The sequence below is a fragment of the Chloroflexota bacterium genome, from assembly GCA_035652535.1.
Classification (GTDB): domain Bacteria; phylum Chloroflexota; class UBA6077; order UBA6077; family SHYK01; genus DASRDP01.
Genome location: DASRDP010000064.1, coordinates 21698 through 41603 on the forward strand (window position 1 = coordinate 21698; position 19906 = coordinate 41603).

Annotated in this window: 24 protein-coding genes and 1 pseudogene; 18 read left to right on the forward strand and 7 right to left on the reverse strand. The window is 66.5% G+C overall.

What is annotated here, in order from left to right:
• Positions 1-172: 172 nt before the first annotated feature.
• The 5 genes from coxB to VFC51_07180 all read left to right on the forward strand — a co-directional run bounded on the left by coxB (position 173) and on the right by VFC51_07180 (position 5128).
• The gene (gene coxB / locus VFC51_07160; GenBank protein ID HZT06794.1) at positions 173-1204 is read left to right on the forward strand and encodes a cytochrome c oxidase subunit II; all 1032 of its coding nucleotides are present in this window, start codon (positions 173-175) and stop codon (positions 1202-1204) included.
• Positions 1205-1270: 66 nt separating this feature from the next.
• Positions 1271-3241 (forward strand): cytochrome c oxidase subunit I, encoded by a 1971-nt coding sequence (ctaD, locus tag VFC51_07165; GenBank protein ID HZT06795.1) that lies wholly within the window; start codon positions 1271-1273, stop codon positions 3239-3241.
• Positions 3242-3304: 63 nt separating this feature from the next.
• The gene (locus VFC51_07170; protein HZT06796.1) at positions 3305-3913 is read left to right on the forward strand and encodes a cytochrome c oxidase subunit 3; all 609 of its coding nucleotides are present in this window, start codon (positions 3305-3307) and stop codon (positions 3911-3913) included.
• A gap of 28 nt (positions 3914-3941) precedes the next feature.
• Positions 3942-4259: a cytochrome C oxidase subunit IV family protein gene (locus tag VFC51_07175; protein HZT06797.1), complete on the forward strand. Its 318-nt coding sequence runs from the start codon at positions 3942-3944 to the stop codon at positions 4257-4259.
• A 68-nt stretch (positions 4260-4327) separates the two neighbouring features.
• The gene (locus tag VFC51_07180; protein HZT06798.1) at positions 4328-5128 is read left to right on the forward strand and encodes a cytochrome c oxidase assembly protein; all 801 of its coding nucleotides are present in this window, start codon (positions 4328-4330) and stop codon (positions 5126-5128) included.
• Between the two features lie 4 nt (positions 5129-5132).
• On the opposite strand, the gene VFC51_07185 is transcribed toward VFC51_07180, so the two are convergent.
• Positions 5133-5366 carry a hypothetical protein gene (locus VFC51_07185; GenBank protein ID HZT06799.1) on the reverse strand — a complete coding sequence of 78 codons (234 nt, stop codon included), beginning with the start codon at positions 5364-5366 and terminating at the stop codon, positions 5133-5135.
• Positions 5367-5562: 196 nt separating this feature from the next.
• Between VFC51_07185 and VFC51_07190 the strand changes: the two genes are divergently transcribed.
• The 7 genes from VFC51_07190 (at position 5563) to VFC51_07220 (ending at position 9325) form a co-directional block, all read left to right on the forward strand.
• Positions 5563-5850 (forward strand): hypothetical protein, encoded by a 288-nt coding sequence (locus VFC51_07190; protein ID HZT06800.1) that lies wholly within the window; start codon positions 5563-5565, stop codon positions 5848-5850.
• 114 nt (positions 5851-5964) lie between these two features.
• A complete protein-coding gene (locus VFC51_07195) occupies positions 5965-6384 on the forward strand; it encodes a cytochrome c (GenBank protein ID HZT06801.1) in 420 nt (139 codons plus the stop codon).
• Between the two features lie 106 nt (positions 6385-6490).
• Entirely contained in the window at positions 6491-6874 is a 384-nt protein-coding gene (locus VFC51_07200) for a cytochrome c maturation protein CcmE (protein HZT06802.1), read from the forward strand.
• 63 nt (positions 6875-6937) lie between these two features.
• Positions 6938-7726: a heme ABC exporter ATP-binding protein CcmA gene (ccmA, locus tag VFC51_07205; protein ID HZT06803.1), complete on the forward strand. Its 789-nt coding sequence runs from the start codon at positions 6938-6940 to the stop codon at positions 7724-7726.
• Positions 7723-8424 carry a heme exporter protein CcmB gene (locus VFC51_07210; GenBank protein HZT06804.1) on the forward strand — a complete coding sequence of 234 codons (702 nt, stop codon included), beginning with the start codon at positions 7723-7725 and terminating at the stop codon, positions 8422-8424. Before ccmA ends, VFC51_07210 begins: the two co-directional genes overlap by 4 nt.
• Positions 8425-9123, forward strand: a complete 699-nt coding sequence (gene ccsA / locus VFC51_07215) for a cytochrome c biogenesis protein CcsA (protein HZT06805.1) — start codon at positions 8425-8427, stop codon at positions 9121-9123. It begins immediately after the preceding gene.
• Positions 9116-9325, forward strand: coding sequence for a hypothetical protein (locus tag VFC51_07220; protein ID HZT06806.1), 210 nt, complete (start codon positions 9116-9118; stop codon positions 9323-9325). The genes ccsA and VFC51_07220 overlap by 8 nt, the downstream gene beginning before the upstream one ends.
• Here the strand turns inward: VFC51_07220 and VFC51_07225 are convergent.
• Genes VFC51_07225 through VFC51_07235 form a run of 3 tightly spaced genes read right to left on the reverse strand, consistent with a single transcriptional unit; the run spans position 9292 to position 12135 of the window.
• A complete protein-coding gene (locus VFC51_07225) occupies positions 9292-10299 on the reverse strand; it encodes an NUDIX domain-containing protein (protein ID HZT06807.1) in 1008 nt (335 codons plus the stop codon). The two genes, VFC51_07220 and VFC51_07225, sit on opposite strands and share 34 nt — an antisense overlap.
• Positions 10296-11393, reverse strand: coding sequence for a 23S rRNA (adenine(2503)-C(2))-methyltransferase RlmN (gene rlmN / locus VFC51_07230; protein HZT06808.1), 1098 nt, complete (start codon positions 11391-11393; stop codon positions 10296-10298). The genes VFC51_07225 and rlmN overlap by 4 nt, the downstream gene beginning before the upstream one ends.
• Before the next feature lie 28 nt (positions 11394-11421).
• Positions 11422-12135: a dienelactone hydrolase family protein gene (locus VFC51_07235; protein HZT06809.1), complete on the reverse strand. Its 714-nt coding sequence runs from the start codon at positions 12133-12135 to the stop codon at positions 11422-11424.
• 313 nt (positions 12136-12448) lie between these two features.
• On the opposite strand from VFC51_07235, the gene VFC51_07240 reads away from it, so the two are divergent.
• Complete coding sequence (locus VFC51_07240) at positions 12449-13531, forward strand: sodium:calcium antiporter (GenBank protein ID HZT06810.1); 1083 nt, start codon at positions 12449-12451, stop codon at positions 13529-13531.
• A gap of 309 nt (positions 13532-13840) precedes the next feature.
• On the opposite strand, the pseudogene VFC51_07245 reads toward VFC51_07240, so the two are convergent.
• Together VFC51_07245 and VFC51_07250 are read right to left on the reverse strand one after the other, a co-directional pair.
• Positions 13841-14512 (reverse strand): annotated as a pseudogene (locus VFC51_07245) (sigma-70 family RNA polymerase sigma factor).
• Complete coding sequence (locus VFC51_07250) at positions 14509-14895, reverse strand: hypothetical protein (protein HZT06811.1); 387 nt, start codon at positions 14893-14895, stop codon at positions 14509-14511. Before VFC51_07250 ends, VFC51_07245 begins: the two are co-directional and overlap by 4 nt.
• Before the next feature lie 92 nt (positions 14896-14987).
• Here VFC51_07250 and VFC51_07255 point away from each other — a divergent pair, with 92 nt between their 5' ends.
• The 3 genes from VFC51_07255 (at position 14988) to VFC51_07265 (ending at position 17310) form a co-directional block, all read left to right on the forward strand.
• Complete coding sequence (locus VFC51_07255; GenBank protein HZT06812.1) at positions 14988-15878, forward strand: SDR family oxidoreductase; 891 nt, start codon at positions 14988-14990, stop codon at positions 15876-15878.
• On the forward strand, positions 15875-16309 hold the full coding sequence (locus VFC51_07260) for an HIT family protein (protein ID HZT06813.1): 435 nt from the start codon (positions 15875-15877) through the stop codon (positions 16307-16309). The genes VFC51_07255 and VFC51_07260 overlap by 4 nt, the downstream gene beginning before the upstream one ends.
• A gap of 587 nt (positions 16310-16896) precedes the next feature.
• Entirely contained in the window at positions 16897-17310 is a 414-nt protein-coding gene (locus tag VFC51_07265; GenBank protein HZT06814.1) for an arsenate reductase ArsC, read from the forward strand.
• A gap of 547 nt (positions 17311-17857) precedes the next feature.
• Here VFC51_07265 and VFC51_07270 read toward each other — a convergent pair.
• Positions 17858-17971, reverse strand: coding sequence for an AbrB/MazE/SpoVT family DNA-binding domain-containing protein (locus VFC51_07270; protein HZT06815.1), 114 nt, complete (start codon positions 17969-17971; stop codon positions 17858-17860).
• Between the two features lie 289 nt (positions 17972-18260).
• Between VFC51_07270 and VFC51_07275 the strand changes: the two genes are divergently transcribed.
• Positions 18261-19046, forward strand: coding sequence for an alpha/beta hydrolase (locus VFC51_07275; GenBank protein HZT06816.1), 786 nt, complete (start codon positions 18261-18263; stop codon positions 19044-19046).
• Between the two features lie 11 nt (positions 19047-19057).
• On the forward strand, positions 19058-19906 hold an 849-nt coding region (locus VFC51_07280; GenBank protein ID HZT06817.1), incomplete at its 3' end, for an LLM class flavin-dependent oxidoreductase.

The window sequence follows — 19906 nt, forward strand, 5'->3', positions numbered from 1 at the left end:
CGACGGCGAGACTCCGCGCCGACGGCAGAACGCTCGACTGAGGCGATGACGCTGGTCGAGCCCCTGGATTATACCCCGGTGCGTTCGCGCGCCTCTCGTCTCGTGGTTGCGCCGCCTCGGGCGTGCGGCTATAGTTCTCCGGCTCAATTCCCACGCCATCCATGGGAGGACGATGAGTCTGCGCCGTTCGCCGTACCTGCGGGTTGTTGCATTCGGCAGCGCGTTCGTCGCGTTGCTCTCGATTGCAGGCTGCACCCAGCTCGCCAATCCCCAAGCCCCTCAATCCACGGTGATCCCGGCGTCGAACTATGGCGCCATGATCACGCAGCTTTACGTCTTGATCTTCTGGATGGCTGCCGCCGTGTTCGTCGGCGTCGAGGGCTTTCTCGTATACGCGGTCATCCGGTTCCGCCGCCGCAGGGCGAATGAGTTCCCATCACAGGTCCATGGCAACACCACGCTCGAGGTGGCATGGACGCTGATTCCCGCGGTCGTCCTTCTGGTTATCGCTGTTCCGACCATCAGCACCATCTTCGCGTCGGACGTCGTGCCGCCGAAGGTGAACCAGCACATCCAGGTCATCGGGCATCAGTGGTGGTGGGAGTTCCGGTACCCAGACCTCAACGTGGTGACGGCCAATGAGCTGCACCTGCCAGTCGGCCAGACTGTCGTCTTCGATCTCAAGACCGTGGACGTGATCCACAGCTTCTGGATCCCCCGCATGGGCGGGAAGATGGACGTGATCCCCAATCGCGAAAATCGCCTCATCTTCACGCCGGACGAGATCGGTGAGTTCTACGGTCAGTGCGTCGAGTTCTGCGGATTTCAACACGCGAACATGCGACTGCGCCTCTTCGTCGAGTCGGAGGATGACTTCAATCGTTGGGCGAAGACGCAGGCGCAAGACGTCAGCGATCCGATCGGCGCATCGGCCACGCACGGGGCCCAGGTGTTCCAGCAGCGCGGATGCCCGGCGTGCCATACAATTAGGGGCACGCAAGCACAGGGCGTCATCGGCCCCGATTTGACGCACGTCGGCGCACGCAAGACGATTGCGGCCGGCACTCTGGACAACACCGCCGAGAACATGGCTCGGTGGATCAGCGATACGCAGAGCATCAAGCCGGGCAACAAAATGGTGGTCGTCCCCCCAACTGGGCAGGACCTGACCGACGTGGTGAATTACCTCCAGGGGCTCAAATAGCGCGCCGAGCGCGGTACGCGCGCATCGAGATTCTGGGCCCGTGATGCCTCAGCGGGGAGTAAAGACATGGCAACGATCGCAGCGCCCACCGCAGCCCGCCGTGGCCTGCTTGCTCGACCAATTGCGCCGACGGGACTGTGGAGCTGGCTCACCACCATCGACCACAAGCGCATCGGCATTCTGTATGGAAGCAGCGCGTTCGTCTTCTTCCTGATTGGCGGGATCGAAGCGCTGCTGATGCGCACGCAGCTTGCCCGGCCCAACAACACCCTCCTCGGCCCGGGGGAGTTCAACGCCCTGTTCACGATGCACGGTACGACGATGATCTTTCTCGTCGTCATGCCTCTGAGCGCGGCGTTCTTCAATTACATCGTTCCGCTGCAGATCGGAGCGCGCGACGTCGCCTTTCCTCGCCTGAACGCCTTCAGCTACTGGGTATTCCTCGGGGGAGCGATCCTGCTCAACATGAGCTTCCTCACCGGCATGGTGCCCGACGTTGGCTGGTTCGCTTACGCGCCGAACACGCTGAAGCAGTTCAGCCCCGACGTAGCGACCGACTTTTGGGTGGTCGGTCTTCAGGTCCTCGGTGTCGGAACGCTGGCCGCAGGCTTCAACTTTCTCGTGACCATCATCCAGCTCCGCGCGCCGGGCATGACCCTGATGCGCATGCCCCTCTTCACCTGGACGACGTTCATCACGTCCATCCTCATCGTTCTCGCATTCCCCGTGCTGGCCGCGGCGCTGATCGCGCTCATGTTCGACCGCCTCTTTGGGACCAATTTCTTCAACCCGGCTATGGGAGGCGAGCCCATCCTGTGGCAACACATGTTCTGGGTGTTCGGCCACCCCGAGGTCTACATTCTCATTCTTCCGTCCATGGGCATTGTGTCGGAGATCCTCCCGGTCTTTTCACGGAAGCCGCTGTTTGGCTATCCGTTCATGGTGTATGCCGTCGCCGCCATCGCGTTCCTGTCCTTTACGGTGTGGGCGCACCACATGTTCACTACGGGCCTCGGGCCCATCGCCGTATCGTTCTTCGCCGCGTCTACCATGCTCATTGCCGTGCCGACCGGGGTGAAGATCTTCAACTGGATCTCCACAATCTACGGCGGCTCCATTCGGCTCACGACCGCGTGCCTCATGGCGCTCTCATTTGTCGGCATGTTCACTATCGGTGGGCTGAGCGGCGTCATGCACGCCTCGCCACCCGTCGACACGCAACACCAGGACACGTATTTCGTCGTGGCGCACTTTCACTACGTCCTGTTCGGGGGCGCGATCTTCGGGCTCTTCGGCGGGATCTACTACTGGTTCCCCAAGTTCACCGGTCGGCTGCTGAACGAGACGCTGGGGAAGATCCATTGGGCGCTCTTCTTCATCGGGTTCAACCTGACGTTCGGGCCCATGCACTTCCTCGGCGTGGATGGCATGCCGCGGCGCATCTACATCTACTCAGAGGGTATGGGGTGGGACCTGTGGAACCTGGTCGCAACCATCGGCGCCTACACGCTCGGTCTGGGCGTCCTCGTCTTCATCTACAACGTTGCGCTCAGCCTCCGCTCCGGCGAGATCGCGGGGAGTGATCCCTGGGACGGGATGACGCTCGAGTGGTCGATTCCATCGCCACCGCCGGGCTACAACTTCGCTAGCGTCCCGACCGTGCATAGTCGAGACCCGTACTGGGCGCAGAAGCACCCCGAGCTGGCCGGGCACGAGCTGGCAGAGGGACGGGCCGATGCGACGCGCGTTGCCCAGCACTCTCCCGAAGTCCACGTGGCCGACGCCGGCGCGCACGGAGAAGCCGAGCACCACATCCACATGCCCGACCCGTCGTACTGGCCGCTGGTGGCCGCGTTCGGATTGTTCCTGGCGGGGTTCGGGGTGCTGCTGGGCGCCGGCTTGGGCGACTGGCTCTTCAACCCGTTCGTCATCGCCGACTACGTGTCGGGGTCGGAGTATTACGCCGTGACCGGCGTTGGCCTGTTCGTCCTTCTGGTCGGGATCTTCGGCTGGTCCCTCGAACCCGTGAACGGCTAGACCCCCTCACGCGGAGACGATTCGAAAGAGATCTGGGAAGAGAGACAAAGGAGGAGACGGCCGTTGGCGCAACTGGCAGCCGCACCGCCCACGCACGTCGAAGAGCACACAACCAGTACCGGCCTCAACAACCGCAAGGTGCTGATGTGGGCGTTCCTCGGCTCCGACTGCATGTTCTTTGGTTCCCTCATCATCGCTTTCCTCGTCTACCGAGGTAAATGGGTCGGGCACCCGAACCCCCAGGACGTCTTCGATATTCCCTACACGTCGGTGAGCGCCTTTGCCCTTCTCATGAGTAGTCTCGCCATGGTGCTGGCGCTCGCAGCTATCCAGCGCGGCGACGTGCGACGATTGAAGATCTGGCTCTTGACGGTGGCTGGGCTCGGCCTGGTCTTCATCGGCGGGCAGATCTACGAGTTCACCAGCTTCGGCGCCGAAGGGCTCAACCTCGCCACCAATACCGGCGGCACGACGTTCTTCGTGCTGACCGGCTTTCATGGCACGCACGTCTCGCTGGGGATTGCCTGGCTGCTGTCGCTCTTCGTCCTCGCATCCCAGGGGAAGATCACGCAAGCGCGAAGTCTCGACGTCGAGATCGCCGGGCTTTACTGGCACTTCGTTGACATCGTCTGGATCATCATCTTCACCGTCGTCTATCTGATTCCGGTGTGAGCCGGCACACGCTGATCTGGGAGGACGAATGAGCGCGCACGCCGTTCCCCATACTGTCGAGCACCATCCGGGCGCGAAGGAATACATCGCCATCGGAACCGCGCTCACGGTTATCACCGCGCTTGAGGTCACCGTCTACTATGTGCACGCGGTCCGGCCGGTCCTCCCGCCGATCCTCATCGCGCTGTCCGCGTTGAAGTTCGCGCTCGTCGTGATGTTCTACATGCACTTAAAGTTCGACAATCGAATGTTCACGGGCATGTTCCTGTTTGGCCTTGCTACCGCTGCGTTTACCGCCATCGCATTCCTCGCCCTCTTCGGGTTCGTCCGCGTGGCTGGGGCCTAAGCGGTCAGAAATCCGAATCCCGCACGACCGGTCACCCCTGGGCGACCGGCGACGTTCGCGTGTCGCCGATGTGGGATAAGATCGGCGCCGTCCTCGGCACGACCTGGGATCTTCACCCGACGCTGCTGGTCCTCATCGTGGGGCTCGCGGCCGTCTACGCCGCGGGCGTCGCGAACCGTCGACGGGTAGGGCGTCGCCTGCCCCCTCGCCAGGCGGCCGTGTTCGCGGCCGGGATCGTCTTGATGGCGCTGACCCTCGGCTCGCCGCTGCACCATCTCGCGGACAGCGACCTCTTCAGCGCCCACATGGCTCAGCATCTGGTCCTCACGCTGTTCGTCCCGCCCTTGCTGTTGCTGGGCACGCCGGAGTGGCTGCTGATGCCGGTCGTGCGCCACCCGTTCCTGTCGCGCGTCGGCCATCACCGCGCGTACGCTATCGCCTGCTTCGTCATGTTCAACGTCCTCTTCGCGTACGCGCACCTGCCGATCATCTACGACACGCTCTTCGGGTTCGACCTGCTGCACCGCCTCACCCACATCGTCTTTCTCGTCACGGCCGTCGTGACGTGGCTGCCGCTCCTGAGCCCGGTCCCACGCGTGTTTCCACGCATCTCGCCGCCGGCGCAGATGCTCTATGCCTTTGCCCACAGTGTGCCGGGCGCACTCATCGGCTCGCTCCTGACGCTTGCTGACCGCGTTCTGTACACGCACTACGGGTCAGCGCCCGAGCGGTTCGGCGTCTCCCCGCTGGCGGACCAGCAAGTGGGTGGGCTGCTCATGTGGGTGGTGGGAGGAACGTACTGGCTCGTGATCCTCACGGTCGTGTTCTTCATCTGGGCGGATCGTGAGGAGCGCCACGCCTATGGTTGAGGACTCACGACCTCTCGGGGTTGCCGGCCGCGGCGGAGGCGATGAAGCCAGCGGCCGTGATGAGGACGACGAGGATGAGGGCGACGACGGGTGTGGCGAAGTCGGCCAGACCTGGGGGCATGATGGCCTCGGCGTTGCTCTTCACAATATGGAGCATGACACCGATCAAGATAGCCACGACGGCGGCTGAGGGGAACACGACGAGCGGGATGAGAACGGCTGTCCGAACGCGCTCCAACGGGCGCTCCTCCAAGTGGGTAAGGCGTTTCGTCGGCGGGGAGGGCCGTAGGCGATCTCGCGCTCCTCGCCGCGCTGCTGTCAATCATGCCTAGTTTAGCGGCTACGCCGCGGTCGTCGCCAGGCTCGGAGGGTCGAAAGGCTGCGCTCGGCGCAGGCTGATACAATGGGGCTGAGCACAGGTTAGCCGGGGTCACATGGAAGGACGCGCCGCACTCTGGACGCTCGTTGGCATCTTCGTCGTCTTCAAGATCGCGACGACCGTGATGATCATTCTCGCCGCGCCCGAAGCCGCGGCCGCAATCGTCGGGTTCTTCATTGCGTTCCATTGGCCCTTCATTCTCGGCGGGATCATCTTCGGCTTGGCGCCCGCGATGTTCTGGATACGCCTCGTGCGCGTGCGGGCCAAGCGCGCCCGGCTCCAGGCCGCGGAGTGGCGCGTCGATCCGGCCGCCCCGACGTGGGTCGTGCAGCGGTTCGATTGATTCGGTTCGTTTGACTTTCACGACCGCGCACATTTAGACTTTTTCTGGCGGATGCGCGGGCCGCATCCCGGCGTAGATATTCACATGGGCTGCTATCGACGAGGAGGAAGGTCTGTGAAGCTTGGGGGTATCGCGCTCCTGATCATCGTGCTCGCCTTTTCCCTGGGCGCATGTCGAAACACCGGTGGCGGTGGTGGTGGCGGGACCTCGAGCGGCGGCAATCCCGACAACGGGAAAGCCCTCTTCTCTTCCAAAGGTTGCCCGACGTGCCACACGCTGAAATCGGTCCAGGGTGCCAATGGGACGATCGGTCCCGATCTGGATGGGATCGGGACCCGAGCTGGCGGAGCAGGGCATGAGGGCGCAAAGCCCCCGGAGACGCCCGAGCAGTACATCGACGAGTCGATCAAGGATCCGGGAGCCTTCGTCGTCTCCGGGTTCCCGCCTCCAAATCAGGGCGGCATGGTGCTCCCCGTACCGGTGAACGATGCCGAGCGCCGCGACCTCGTCGCCTTTCTCCTGACGCAGAAGTAGCTGTGAGCCAGCCCATCCAGTCACCGAGCTGGCTCGCCGAAAAATCGCGACCATGACCGCGGTGGCGGCGCCGCGCACGGGGGCCCCGGAGCATCGTTCCCGGTTCGTGCGGGCGCAGGTCCTGATACCGGCGCTCGTCGTGATCGTCGCGGCCGGGTACCTGCTCGTGACGGCGGTTCGCACGACCGCGGTCTACTATCTGACCGTCGGCGAGCTGAAGGCCGCGGGATCCAGCATCTACGATCAGCCCGTCCGCGTCGCTGGAAACGTGGTTCCTGGCTCAATCCAGCGGGACCCAACCTCCTTCGAGACTCGATTCCAGGCATCGGACGCGTCGGGCGTCCTGCCCGTGAGCTACCACGGCGTGCTTCCCGATATCTTCGGGGACGGAATCGAGGTTGTCGTAGAGGGGAAGTACGAACCGGACGGCACGTTCGTGGCGGGGACGCTTCTCGCCAAGTGCCCATCGAAGTTCGAGGGCGCCACCTAGCGCCGAACCGAACGAAGGATTCAGCCACTGCGTAAACTAGAGGCGATGGAACGCCCTTCGCCGATGCTGCCCACCGCGCCGTGCCCCGATGGCGCCGAGCGTGAAGAGCCCGCGCTTCGCCCGGCTCTGGAGGCGGCCGGTCTCGTCCGACGGTACGGGTCCACGGTGGCGCTGCGCGGGGTCGGCCTGGTCGTCCGACGTGGCGAAGCGGTCGCGCTTCTCGGCCCGAACGGCGCGGGAAAGACGACCCTCTTGCGCGTCCTGGCCACGCTGGCGCGGCCCTCGGCCGGGTCGATCGTCGTCGATGGGGTGGACGCTCTCCGCCACGCGTCGGTGGCGCGCCGACTGGTCGGGCTCGTCGCACACCAGACGTTCCTCTATGGCGAGCTGACCGCGCGGGAGAACCTTCGCTTCTACGGGCGCCTGTATGGACTCCACGATCTCGACGCTTGCGTCGCGCGCGCTCTCGACGTCATGGAGATCGCCCAGCGCGCCGACGCGCCGATTCGCACCCTGTCGCGCGGCATGCAGCAGCGCGTCGCGGTGGCCCGCGCGACCCTCCATGAGCCGCTCGTCCTGCTGTTGGACGAGCCTGAGACGGGTCTCGACGACGCATCCCAGGAGCGGCTGGCTCGGCTCATCGCGCGCTGGGCGCACGGAGGCGGCGCGGTTCTCGTGGCGAGTCATCGCCTCGAGTGGGTTTCCGGTCTCGCGGACCATGCCGTCGTGCTGCGCGAGGGGCGAGTCGCCGCCACCCTGGGTCCGAGACAAAACGGATCGCTTGACCTCGCGCGCGCCTACCACGAGGCAATCTCAGGGCAGGGCGTCGCCGCGATGGTGGCGAGCCCGTGACCGGCGCGTTGACCGCGGACCTGGGCTGGCGGGCGTACGCGCGGCAGCTCTACGCTCTCATGGCCAAGGATGTGATCGTCGAGCGACGAACGAAAGACGCGATCACCGCGATGCTCGTCTTTTCGCTCTTGGTGCTCGTGACGTTCAACTTCGCCCTCGATCTCCGGGCCGAGATCATGCCGGCCGTGGGGCCGGGCGTGCTCTGGACCGCCGTCGTGTTGGGCAGCACCCTGGGCCTCGGCCGAACCTTCGCCGTGGAGCGCGACCAGGGGACCCTGGACGGCCTGCTCATGGCGCCGGTGGATCGGAGCGCGCTGTATTTTGCGAAGCTACTGGCCAATATGCTGTTGATGGCGGCGGTGCTGCTCGTCAGCGTGCCCGTTTACGCCGCGCTCTTCAACGTGGCCGTGCGACCGCTGCCGCTCCTCGCCATCGTGGTGCTCGGCATCGTGGGGTTCGCCGCGGTGGGCACGCTCTTTTCAGCCATGGCCGCTCACACGCGAGCACGCGAGGTTATGCTTCCGATCCTGCTCTTTCCTGTGACCGTCCCGATCCTCATCGGTGTGGTGCAGGCCACCGGACTCGCCCTCGGCAACCCCGCTGCGCGCGATATGCCGTGGCTCAGCCTGCTGCTCGGGTTCGACGCGATGTACGTTTCGCTCGGAGCCGTCACCTTCGAGCACGCGTTGGAGGAATAGATGCTGACGAGCGCAGGAGCGCGCCGCGCTTTGGTGTGGATAGCGGCGATCGCATCGGCCGTCTCCGCGGCCATGATCGTCTTCTACGTCCCGAACGATCGAGTCCAGGGGGTCGTCCAGCGCATTTTCTACTTCCATCTCGCCCTGGCTTGGGTCGCGTACCTCGCCTTTTTCCTCGTGCTGGTGGCCAGTGTCGTCTACCTCGTGAGCCGCGACTTGCGCTGGGACGCGTTCGCTCGCGCCTCGGCCGAGCTGGGCGTGCTCTTCACGACGCTCGTGCTCATCGTCGGCTCGCTGTGGGGAAAGCCCATCTGGAACACGTGGTGGACCTGGGACCCGAGGCTGACGACGACCCTCGTTCTGTGGTTCATCTACGTCGCGTACCTCATGCTCCGCGCCTACACGCCCGACGTGGAGCGGGGCGCGCGATTCGGCGCGATCCTCGGGATCGTCGGGTTCGTGGACGTCCCCATTGTCCACTTCTCCGTTCAGTGGTGGCGCTCGCTCCACCCGGACCCCGTCTTCGCGCGGTCGGACCCGCAGCTCCCGACGCCCATGATCGTGACCCTGCTGGTCACCATCGCGGCCATGACCCTCGTCTTCTGTGCCCTCCTGACGTACCGGACGATGCTGGAGCGCATGCGCGATGACAACCGCGCGCTCGAAGACGACGAGGTCGGGGAGCGCGTCTATGCCTGAGGCGGTCGACCCTATGGCGAGCGTTGGGTACCTGATCGCCGCGGGCGCGGCGACGGTCGTGGGCATCGGCGGCTACGCGCTGTTGCTGTGGCGCTGGATCCGGGAGGCGAGGGTTCGAAGGGCGCGACTCCAGGCGCCCGCGGCGCCCGGCCCGGCGCCGGTCGGGCCTCAGCCACGCGCCGAGGCGTCCAGGCTTTCGTAGACGTCGCCGACCCACGGCATGCATCGATAGGCGGGAATCATCCGCGGCTCGACCCAGGCCAGCTCGTCGTGCTCCCAGTTGAGGTGCGGCTCACCATCGAGCACGCGAAAGAGAAACGGATGGACGCGCCACCGGATCCTGCGAAACGCGTCCGGAATCACGAACGCCTCTCCCGCCGACCGCAGAGCGAGCTGTTCCCGCGACAATCCCGTCTCCTCGCCGATCTCGGTGAGGGCGTGGTCCAGCGGGTCCGCGCCGAGGGGGAGGTAGCCCGCCACGACGTGCCAGCGGCCTGGCGCGCTATCCACCCGGGCGCTGCGCTTGAACAGGGCGAGCCGACCATCGCGCTCGAGGAAGCACGCGACGACGTCGGCCGCGGCGCCGTTGGTCTCGGACTGAAAATGTTGCCATTCGGAGCGCAGACGCCGGGCCGCGCGCTCTCCGGAATCGGAGGCGGGCGCCGGAGAGCCGGCGCGCCGCGCGTCGGCGGCCAGGCGCACGAGGTGGCCGGGCTCGTCGCGATCGGGAGGGAAGATCGATGCGCCATCGTCGCAGGCGTAGTAGAGGTACGGACCCCGCTCGGCGAACCAACGTCGGAGCGCCGGCCACCCGTCTGTGTCGTTGCGCTCCCGTCCATGCGCCAGAGTGTCGCGAAAGTCCGGCACATTGGGGATGAGGTGCAGGTGAGCGTGAGGAACGGTCTGCGCGACCGACCCGTGCTCCAGGATCGTGGTCGGACCGTATCGGTCCGCGAGAAAGGACCGCGTCGCTGCGATGAGCCCCTCCAGCTCGCTATCGTAGGGGATGGGGAGCGCGGCCACGCAGGGGAGGTGGTCGCGTGTGACGATGAGGAGATGCCCGTCGGCGATGGGGTGGAGGTCGGCCAGGAGCGAGAGGTGCTGCGTCTGCGTCACCGTCTGCGGCTCGATCTGATCGGGGTCGCAGAAAGGGCAGCGGGCGTCACTTCCGCTCATGCCTTCTCCCTGCCCACCGAGAGGGTGGCCGGTCGCACAGGTTGTTTCGGGCGCAGTCGAAGGTTCTCGGCTTTGAGCTGCCCGCACGCGGCCGCGATGTCTCGTCCGCGGCTGGCCCGAATGGTGCACGGCACGCCGCCATCGCGCACGCGCTGGGCGAATGTGCGAATGCGCGCCGGGGCGCTGGACGTGAAGCCGGACGCCGTCTGGTTATAGGGAATGAGGTTCACGTGGGCGGCGCGCCCCGCGAGGAGGTCTGCGAGCAGCCGGGCATGCTCGTCGGCGTCGTTGACGCCGTCCAACATCACGTACTCGAAGCTAACGCGCCGTCCGGACGCGCGCGCGTACCGGCTTGCCGCCGCCACGAGGTCGGCGATCGGAAAGCGCCGGTTGATGGGCATGAGGGCGCTGCGAAGCTCGTCCGTCGGCGCATGGAGCGACACGGCGAGCCGCGCGCCGAGGTTTGCCTCGGCCAGGAGGTCGATCTCGGGGACGAGCCCACTCGTCGAGACAGTGACGCGGCGAGGACTGAAGCCGAGCCCCAGCGGATCCGCGAGGGCGCGAATCGCCTGCACCACCGAGTGGAGATTGGCCAGGGGCTCACCCATGCCCATGAAGACGACGTTGTCGACCGCGCGGCCCGAGTCCGAATTCGCGCGATAGACCTGTTCGAGGATCTCCCCCGGGGTGAGATCGCGAGCGAATCCCATCTGCCCGGTCGCGCAAAATCGGCAGGCGAACGCGCACCCGGCCTGACTGGAGACGCAGATGGTGGTGCGCGGTGCGGCGCCCGGCACGGTGGAGGAGGGAATCGCGACGGTCTCGATTGTTTGTCCGTCCGCCGCCTGGAAGAGCCACTTCACCGTCCCGTCGGCCGATGTGCTACGGGCCGCCTCAGAGAGCGCGGCGAGCCGGAAGCGTTCGGCCAGGTGCGCGCGGAGCCGGGCGGGGAGCTCCGTGAGGTCGTCCCATGACGCAATGCGCCGAGCATGCGCCGCGTGGAAAAGCTGCCGCGCCCGGTACGGCTCGGCGCCCGCGCAGGCCAGATCGTCGACGAGCTCGGCGCGGGTGCGGTCCGTGACCGCGGGGGCCACGGTCCCGCTCCCGGTGCGCCGAGCCGCTTTACTTTCCGAGGTTCTGTTTGAAAAAGGCGACCATCCGCTCCCACGCGTCGGCCGAGGCAGCGGGATCGTGCCGGTCGCCCTTTCGTTCGTTGAAGAAGGCGTGCTGCGCCCCTGGATAGACCTTGTATTCAAAACTCTTTCCATGTTTCTTCATGGCTTCCGCGAGGGCGGGCGCTCCGGACGTCAGCCGCTCGTCCGCTTCCCCATAGAAGGCCAACACCGGGCAGGTCAGCTTCGCAACGTCGTCGATAGGGTCCGGGTTGCGCCCGTAGAAGATGATCGCGGCATCCACGTCCGGGTTCGAGATGGCCGCGTTGATGGACGTGCCCCCGCCCCAACAGAAGCCGACGGTCCCGATGCCATCGCGCTTCACGTATGGCTGGCTCTGCAGCCAGTCGAAGAGCGCCTTGAGGTCCTGATTGACCTGAGGTGCGGGGTTGGACTCGGGCCCGCCTCCGCGCTGGAACAGGTTCGGGGCGATGGCGGTGAAGCCCTGGCGAGCGAGGCGCTGGGTGAGATTCTCGAAGTGGGGGCCCGCGGTGTCGTTGTTGGGATCGATCCCCATATTCTCGTGGATGACGATCACTGTTGGGAACGGGCCGCCGGTCTTCGGTCGGGCCAGAATGGCGTCCATCTGGATGCCTTGGCCGGGGACTTTCACCATCTCCGTTTGGATCTGGTCGTTCGTGAAGACGTCGGCCGGAGCTGCCATGGGCTCAGTCCCTCCCCTTGTTGCGCAAAATACGGCCCGGACTGAAGCCAGGGCCTTGTGGCATTGTAGCCCTGGGGCTGGGAAGCTTCAACAGACGGCCAGTATCATCCTGGTGGGCCACATTTGACGGCCGTGACCACAGCGCGGGCGCAGACTGCTTCGGCGGGGTTCATCCTCTGCCGTGGCGTCGAGCGCCCCGTCGGGTCGGCTGGGGACACGGGCCAGCCCTGCCGGATCGTGATGGCACGATCGCGGGAACTGACCCGCTCGCAATCAACCTGTCCTCGATTCCGCCCGGGAGGCGCCTCGCAGCGTGCCAACAGTGCTGTTCCTCGCCCTCGCACTGATGCTGCTGGTGGCTGGGGCCGAGTACTTCACGAACGCGGTTGAGTGGCTGGGGCGGAGGCTGCGGCTGTCCGACAGCGCCACGGGGAGCGTTCTGGCCGCGGTGGGGACGGCCATGCCGGAGACGCTCGTCCCGATCGTCGCGATCTTCTTCTCCGACGGCGCCGACTCGGACGCGGTGGGGATCGGCGGCATCCTCGGCGCGCCCTTCATGATCTCGACCCTGGCCATGCTGGTCATCGCGGCGGCCCTTTGGAGCTTTCGCAGGCGTCGGCGAACGATGCATCTGGAGTTCAACACGGCGACGGCCGAGCAGGACCTGCGGTTCTTTCTCGCCGCGTACGGACTGGCCTTCGGTGCCGCCTTCATTCCGCCTGGGCTTACGGCCGTGCGGATCGCCATCGGCCTGTCCCTCATCCCGCTCTACGCCATCTATACGCGGCGCCTGCTGAGCCATGCGTACGAGCCAAGCGAGGAGGAGCTGCGCCCCCTCCATCTGCTGGGTCATATCCCGAGCTGGGCCCTACCCTTTCAGGACTGGGCCGCGAATCCCGGTCTCGCGCCCATCGCGGTCCAGGTGATCATCGCCCTGGCGCTCATCATGGGAGGCGCACACCTCTTCGTACACGAGGTGGAGGAGCTGGCGACGGCGGTGGGGCTTGCGCCGCTCTTGTTGAGTCTGCTCATCACCCCGATCGCCACCGAGCTGCCGGAGAAGCTGAACAGCGTGCTCTGGATCCGCCGCCGCAAGGACACCCTGGCGTTCGGCAACATGAGTGGAGCGCTGGTCTTTCAATCGGCGTTTCCGGTCACGATCGGCATCCTATTCACCGAATGGACGCTGTCGCTCGTGCCGGGCACGCCCAACTTTCTTCCCGCCCTGAGCTGCGTCCTGGCTCTGATCTCCGGCGCAATCCTGCTCTTCTTCGTCCGCCGGTACGACTCCCTCCACGCCGGTCACCTCCTCGCCAGCGGATCGCTGTACTTCGTGTTCCTCGGGGCGGTGCTGCTCAGTGTTCTCTCGGGGTCGGAGGTCTCCGCGCACCCGTGAGCCGCGCGCGGCCAGACGCGCCAACGTTTCGTCCGCCGTCGCGTCGGCGAGGCGGCCGCTCTGCGTTCCGCTTCGGCCGACGATGGCGCCCGCGGCCTCGAGCTGACCGATCAGCTCGACGAACCGCGCCCGCCCGATCCCTGCGACGGTGGCGACCTTCCGTCGCCCCGGGACGATCCGCTTCGGTCCGGCCATGGCGTGGAGCGCGCGGACGAGGCGATCCAAACCGAATTCCGGGTCGTGCCCTTGGCTCAACGCCGGTGCGGGGGTGGGTGGGTCCTCGCGGAGGTCCTCGCCGAGGAGCGAGAGGGCGCGTCGATAGAGGCGATGGGTGGTGGGGCGACTGATCCCCAAGGCGAGGGCGATGGTGGCGAAGTCGTACCCCTCGCCGATATGCAGGGCGAGGATCAGGCGCATCCGCTCGGGGAGCGCGGTCACGGTATCGCGCCAGGCGAGGTCCGGCGCGGGGGCCTCGCCCACGGCGGCGCGGTCGGCCACGACGAGCAGCTCGTCGTGCGGCAGGCTCACGACCTCGGCCACGCGGCTCGTGTGGCGCACGCCGGCGGTGGCGACGAATCGGCGGAGCGTGCGCGGGAAGCTCGCGAAGAAGTAGGCGAGGAAGCTGCCCTGGGGCCGCCAGCGCTCCGCCAGCTCGGCAAGAGCCACCCACGTCTGCTGAACGAGATCCTGATACGTCAGGCTCGGCGGGAGCGCGGCGCTCCGATAGCGCCGAAGCACGCTCAGCATGATGGGGGTCATGCGCTCGTGGAGCGTGGCCAGAGCGGCGCGATCGCCGGCCTGATATCGACGCACGAGATCGACCGCCTCATCCTCCGCCACCGGCTGCGCGTGGTTGGCGAGAACGTCGACCGGCTGCGTGGTCGCGGCATGAGGAGCATCGCTCGGAGCGGGATCGACCGCGCAGGCGACGCGAGGGGTGGCTGGGCTGCGGATGCCCAACGGATCGCGCTGTTGCGTCACAGCTTCACATCCAGATCGCGGCCGAGGTTGTCCAGGACGCGCTCGAGCGAGGCCGCGAGCTGGTCCGTGGATCGCTCGTCCAGCTCGTGGCGCGCCTTCAGGCTTCGGCAGAGGGTCTCGATGCCGCGGCGCGCGGCGTCGAGGTCGCCGGCGCTGATCACGCGGCGGATCAGGACGCGCAGGATGGCGATCTCGGCGTCGACGCCCTCGAGCTGAGCGGCGACGAGGAGGGCCTCCTGCTCATCCTCCGAAAGCTGGGTCGTATAGAATCGACGGGCGCGGCGGCGGAGCTCGACGCCGTCGTGGAACTGGCACCGTTCCGAATGCGGTTGGGCCTCGCGGCAACAGGGCTTCCCGTTCGCCAGGGTCGCGACGCACTGCACGGGCGCCTCCTATAGAACGTTTGTTCTATGAGAATAGCACGCATCTCGCCGATGTCAACCGTCGGCGCGCTCACGTGCGGGTGGAGAATCCCATGAAAGCGCTGGTGGTCGGCGCGCCGGGCCAGGTCGGGTCCGCGCTCATGCGCATCTTGCCCACGGCCGGCTTCGAGGCGGTCGGCACCTACCGATCGCGCCCGCGCCCAGGGATGCAGCGCCTGGATGTGACCGATGGCGCCGCCGTGGACGACGTCATCGATCGCGAACGGCCAGCGCTGGTCTTTCTCACCGCGGCGCTCACCGCGGTGGACTACTGCGAGGACCATGCCGACGAGGCGACGGCCATCAACGTGCGCGGGTCGGCCGCCGTTGCGCGGGCCGCGGCGCGGCACGGGGCGAAGCTCGTGTTCTACTCCACGGAGTACGTCTTCGACGGCGCGGCGGGGCCCTACGGCGAGGATGACCCGATCAGTCCGGCGGGCGTCTACGCGTGGAGCAAGGCCGAGGGCGAGCGGGCGGTGCTGGACGCGGCGCCCGACGCGCTGATCGCCCGCACGACGGTCGTATTCAGCTGGGACCCGGACTCGCTCAACTTCGGCATGCAGGTGTGGAAGCGCTTGTCGGCGGGCGAGCGGATGCGCGTGCCGGGCGACCAGGTGAGCAATCCGACGCTGGCCGACTTTCTCGCCCTGGCCACCATCGTGCTCGCCCAGGACGACGTGCGCGGGATCGTGAACGTCGTGGGGCAGGACCGGGTGGATCGGGCGACCTTCGCACGGCGTCTGGCGGCGGGCCTGGGGCTCGATGCCGGCCTCATCGACGCGGTCGCCACGGCGGACCTCCATCAGGCCGCGGCGAGGCCGTTGAACGCCGGCCTGCGGACGGAGAAGCTGGCCGCGCTGCTCGGCCGCCCGCCCATGAGCCTCGACGACGCCATCGCGATCTTTGCGCGGCGCGCCCGCGCGGGGACGAGCGCCGCCACGTGACGGAATCGCCATGCGCCTTCTGCGCGATCGTCGCCGGGCGCATCGACGCGGCGATCGTCTTCGAGGACGACGTGTCCATCGCGTTTCTCGACCACCGGCCGCTCTTTCTCGGCCATACCCTCCTGGTGCCGCGGCTGCACGTCGAGCTGCTCCCGGACCTTCCCGCCGAGCTGCTGCAGCCCTTCTTCGGGGCCGCGCAGCTCCTGACGCGCGCGGTTCAGGAGGCGACGGCCGCCGACGGCGCGTTCCTGGCCCTCAACCACCGGGTGAGCCAGAGCGTGCCCCACGTGCACCTCCACATCATCCCGCGACGCTTTCACGACGGGCTGCGTGGCTTTTTCTGGCCACGGCAGCGCTACCCCGACGCCGATCAGATGGCGGAGACCGCGCGCAGCATCAGCGCCGCGGCCGCGCGCCTACGGGGTGGGTGAGGCTGCAAGCAGTGCTGTCCTTGGCGACCAAGGAATTTTCCGGGCGCGCGTGCCCTTGACGCGGTGCCCCATCGATGGGATTGTCCTCCTAAGACCTCACATCGGTGTCCGGTGGCCTGGGTACGGCAAGGGAACGCCGAACCCGCTCCAGTTCCGACCGTTGACTCGCGCGCCTGTGCGCCCCTGTGCATTGACGCGCTGAAGACGAGCCACCTATCATCCGGGTGCAGCGTCGGCACGGCTCCGCACCTGTGGACGCGGTCTGGCTAGTCGTCGAGGGCTCTGGACACCGCTCGGCATACTCTGAGAGATCCCTCACCCGACGGGTTGCGTACGTGTCGCTACGAACAGCCCGCTCCTTTAGAGTCGCGCAACCAACCCCTTCGGGGGCAACCAAGGATCGTGGCTTCCGGCGTACGCAACTCAGGTAGCGGCAATCGCGCTCCCTCTCGCCGACGAGGTCCAGCGTCGTGATCATCTGAGCCTCGAGCGACGCGTTGGCCAAGCCGGCCTTCGAAGACGACGTGACCCTGGAGGGCCGCCACGCGAAGGGATGATTGGTCGCTGCGGGTCGATTGGAGGCGAAGATGGCGAAAGACCATCCGGTGGTTCTCTACGTCTGTGTCCACAACGCTGGCCGCTCGCAAATGGCGGCTGCCTTTACTCGTCAGCTGAGCCAGGGCAGGGTGGAGGTGCGCTCGGCAGGCTCCGTTCCTGCCAATGAGATCAACCCCATTGTCGTTCAGGCCATGCAAGAGGTGGAGATCGACCTGTCCCAGGAATACCCTAAGCCGATCGCCGATGAAGTGGTCCGAGAAGCTGATGTGGTGATCACCATGGGCTGCGGAGATGCCTGCCCGGTGTACCCCGGGAAGAAGTACGAAGACTGGGACCTGGACGATCCTGCTGGCCAGCCGATAGAAAAGGTGCGCGTGATTCGCGATGAAATCCGCTCTCGGGTTGAACATTTATTGTCCCAGCTCGCTGAGGTCCGGGGATGAGCGCAAAACGAACAACGACGACCTGCGCCTCCGCCACTGAAGTTTTGGGCCCGCCACCGCCCCGTCCTACAACCGTATTCCGCATTCACGGATGGGTCTTCCGCTTCCCGATCTACGAGTCTGCATGCCGTGTCCCTGGCAAAGAAGCTCGGTGTCGGCTCCCGAGGGTCTGAGGCCCGGCCGCAAGTCGGCTCCCCGGTGTGTCCGCCTCGCGAAGTCCTCTTCGAGGGGGCTTAAGCGGATGACGTAGGCGCGCTTGCCACATCTACCGGCGGTGCATCAATCCCATTTGCGGGCAGGCGCCGAGAGCGATAGATCCCGCGGCCAATGTGGTTGGGGGAAAATGTCGGCGATCACGAAAATTCAGGGCCTTCCGCCGCTGGCGTCCCGCGTGATGGTCCACCGTCCGTAGGCGATCCCCTCGCCAGCCCCGCCGCCGGCGTCGCAGCGGTGGAAAAGTGGGGCAGAAGGCCCGCTGAGCCACCCCCCAGGCGTGCGCGGCCCCGGACTCCGCATCATCGCGCCGGTCACTCTCTTGTCAGGTGGGTCATTTATCCACGTCTTCGGGCGTGATGCCGAGCTTCTCGCGGAATTCGGCCGGAATCGTGATCTGGCCGCCTCTGACGGGGCGAATGATCTTGCTGGTCACCTCGTTTTTCACGTTCAGCTCAATGCATCAGCGTTTATCTGTTATCTCCATGATTTTGGATCAGACGGACCGCCCGAAACCCCGATCGGCGCGCGTGCTGGCGAGCACGCGGCTGTTCCGATCGTTGACTCGCGCGCTTGCGCATTGACGCGCTGAAGACGGGCCACCTATCATCCGGGTGCAGCGTCGGCACGGCTCGGCTCCGCCTTCGTTCCGCCAGACCCTCTCCTACGTTCGACCGCACGGGTCGCCGGCCGCTGCTGAGCGCGCCCGGAGCAGGGGCGGCTCGCGAGGTGTGCGCATGGTCCAGGCTCCGCCATCCGAATTCCTCGACGTCGCTGGCGTGCGCACGCACCTCCGCCAGCGGGGGAGCGGCGACCCGCTGCTCCTCCTGCACGGCGCAGGCGGCTCGGGCGTGTGGAGTCCCTACCAGGAATCGCTCTCGCAACGCTTTCGCCTGATCGTACCGGACCACCCTGGGTTCGGCGAGTCCGAGCGGCCGGACTGGCTCGAGACGATGGACGATCTGGTCTATCACTACCTGGATTTGCTCGAGCTGCTGGGCATCCCCCGCGTCCGGATCGCCGGCAGCTCGCTCGGCGGGTGGCTCGCCGCCGAGATCGCGGTCGCCCACCCGGAGGTCGTGGAGCGCCTGGCCCTCATCGACCCGGCCGGCCTCAAGGTCCCGGGCATGTTCCTCCCGGACATCTTCTCCATGACCGAGGAGGAGCAGACGCGCATCCTCTTCTTCGACCAGGCGCTGGCCGAGCAGCAGATTCCGCCCGCCCCGACGAGCGATGCTGTGCTGCAGCGGATCAAGAACCTGACAACGGTGGCGCGCGTCGCCTGGAACCCGTACCTCTACAACCCGCGACTGCAGCGGCGGCTGCGGCGGGTCAAAGCCCCGACGCTCCTCATCTGGGGGCGGGAAGACCGGCTCATCCCCATCGAGAATGCCAGGCTCTGGCTGGACGGGATCCCCCACGCGCGTCTCGTCCCCATCGATCGCTGCGGCCATGTCCCCCACCGCGAGCGGCCGGACGAGCTCCTGCGCGCGCTCGTCGACTTCATGACTGAGGGAGCATAGGAGGCGCCACTATGGAATTTCATCTCTTCCATCTGATGCCGTGGCCATACCTCCCCGACGATTTCGAGCGGCACAACCCGTCGGCGTGGGTCACCTACAGCAACGCCAACTACGACCCCGTCAAAGGGCACGAGCTGTACAACCGCTACCTCGACGAGCTGGAGTACGCGGAGGAGCTGGGCTTCGACGGCGTGTGCGTCAACGAGCACCACCAGACGGCCTACGGCCAGATGCCCGCGCCCAACATCATCGCGGCGACCCTGGCTCGGCGCACGAAACGCATCACCATCGCCATCCTCGGCAATGCGATCCCCCTGCGCGACCATCCCCTCCGCGTGGCGGAGGAGGTGGCGATGCTGGACGTCATCACCGGCGGCCGCATCATCTCGGGCTTCGTCCGGGGCATCGGCGCGGAGTACTTCGCTTTCGGCGTGAACCCGGTCGACTCGCGCGACCGGTTCCTCGAGGCCTGCGATCTGATCCTGCGCGCCTGGACCGAGCCCGGCCCCTTCACCTATGACGGGAAGTACTACCAGCTTCGGTACGTGAACGTCTGGCCGCGCCCCATCCAGAAGCCGCACCCGCGCATCTTTGTTCCTTCCACGGGGAGCGTCGAAACGATCGAGTGGGCCTCGCAGAATCGCTATCCATTCATTCGCGTGTACGAAGTCGCGGCCGTGGTGAAGCAGCTCTTCGAGGAGTATCGGGCGGCGGCGCAGCGCTGGGGCTACGAGGCCGGGCCCGAGCTGTTGGGCTGGATGGTGCCGATTTACGTCGCGGAGACGGAGCAGGCGGCCCGCGCCGAGGCCGAGCGGCACGTGATGTATCTCTTCCAGAAGCTCCAGCACCGGCCCCTGTCG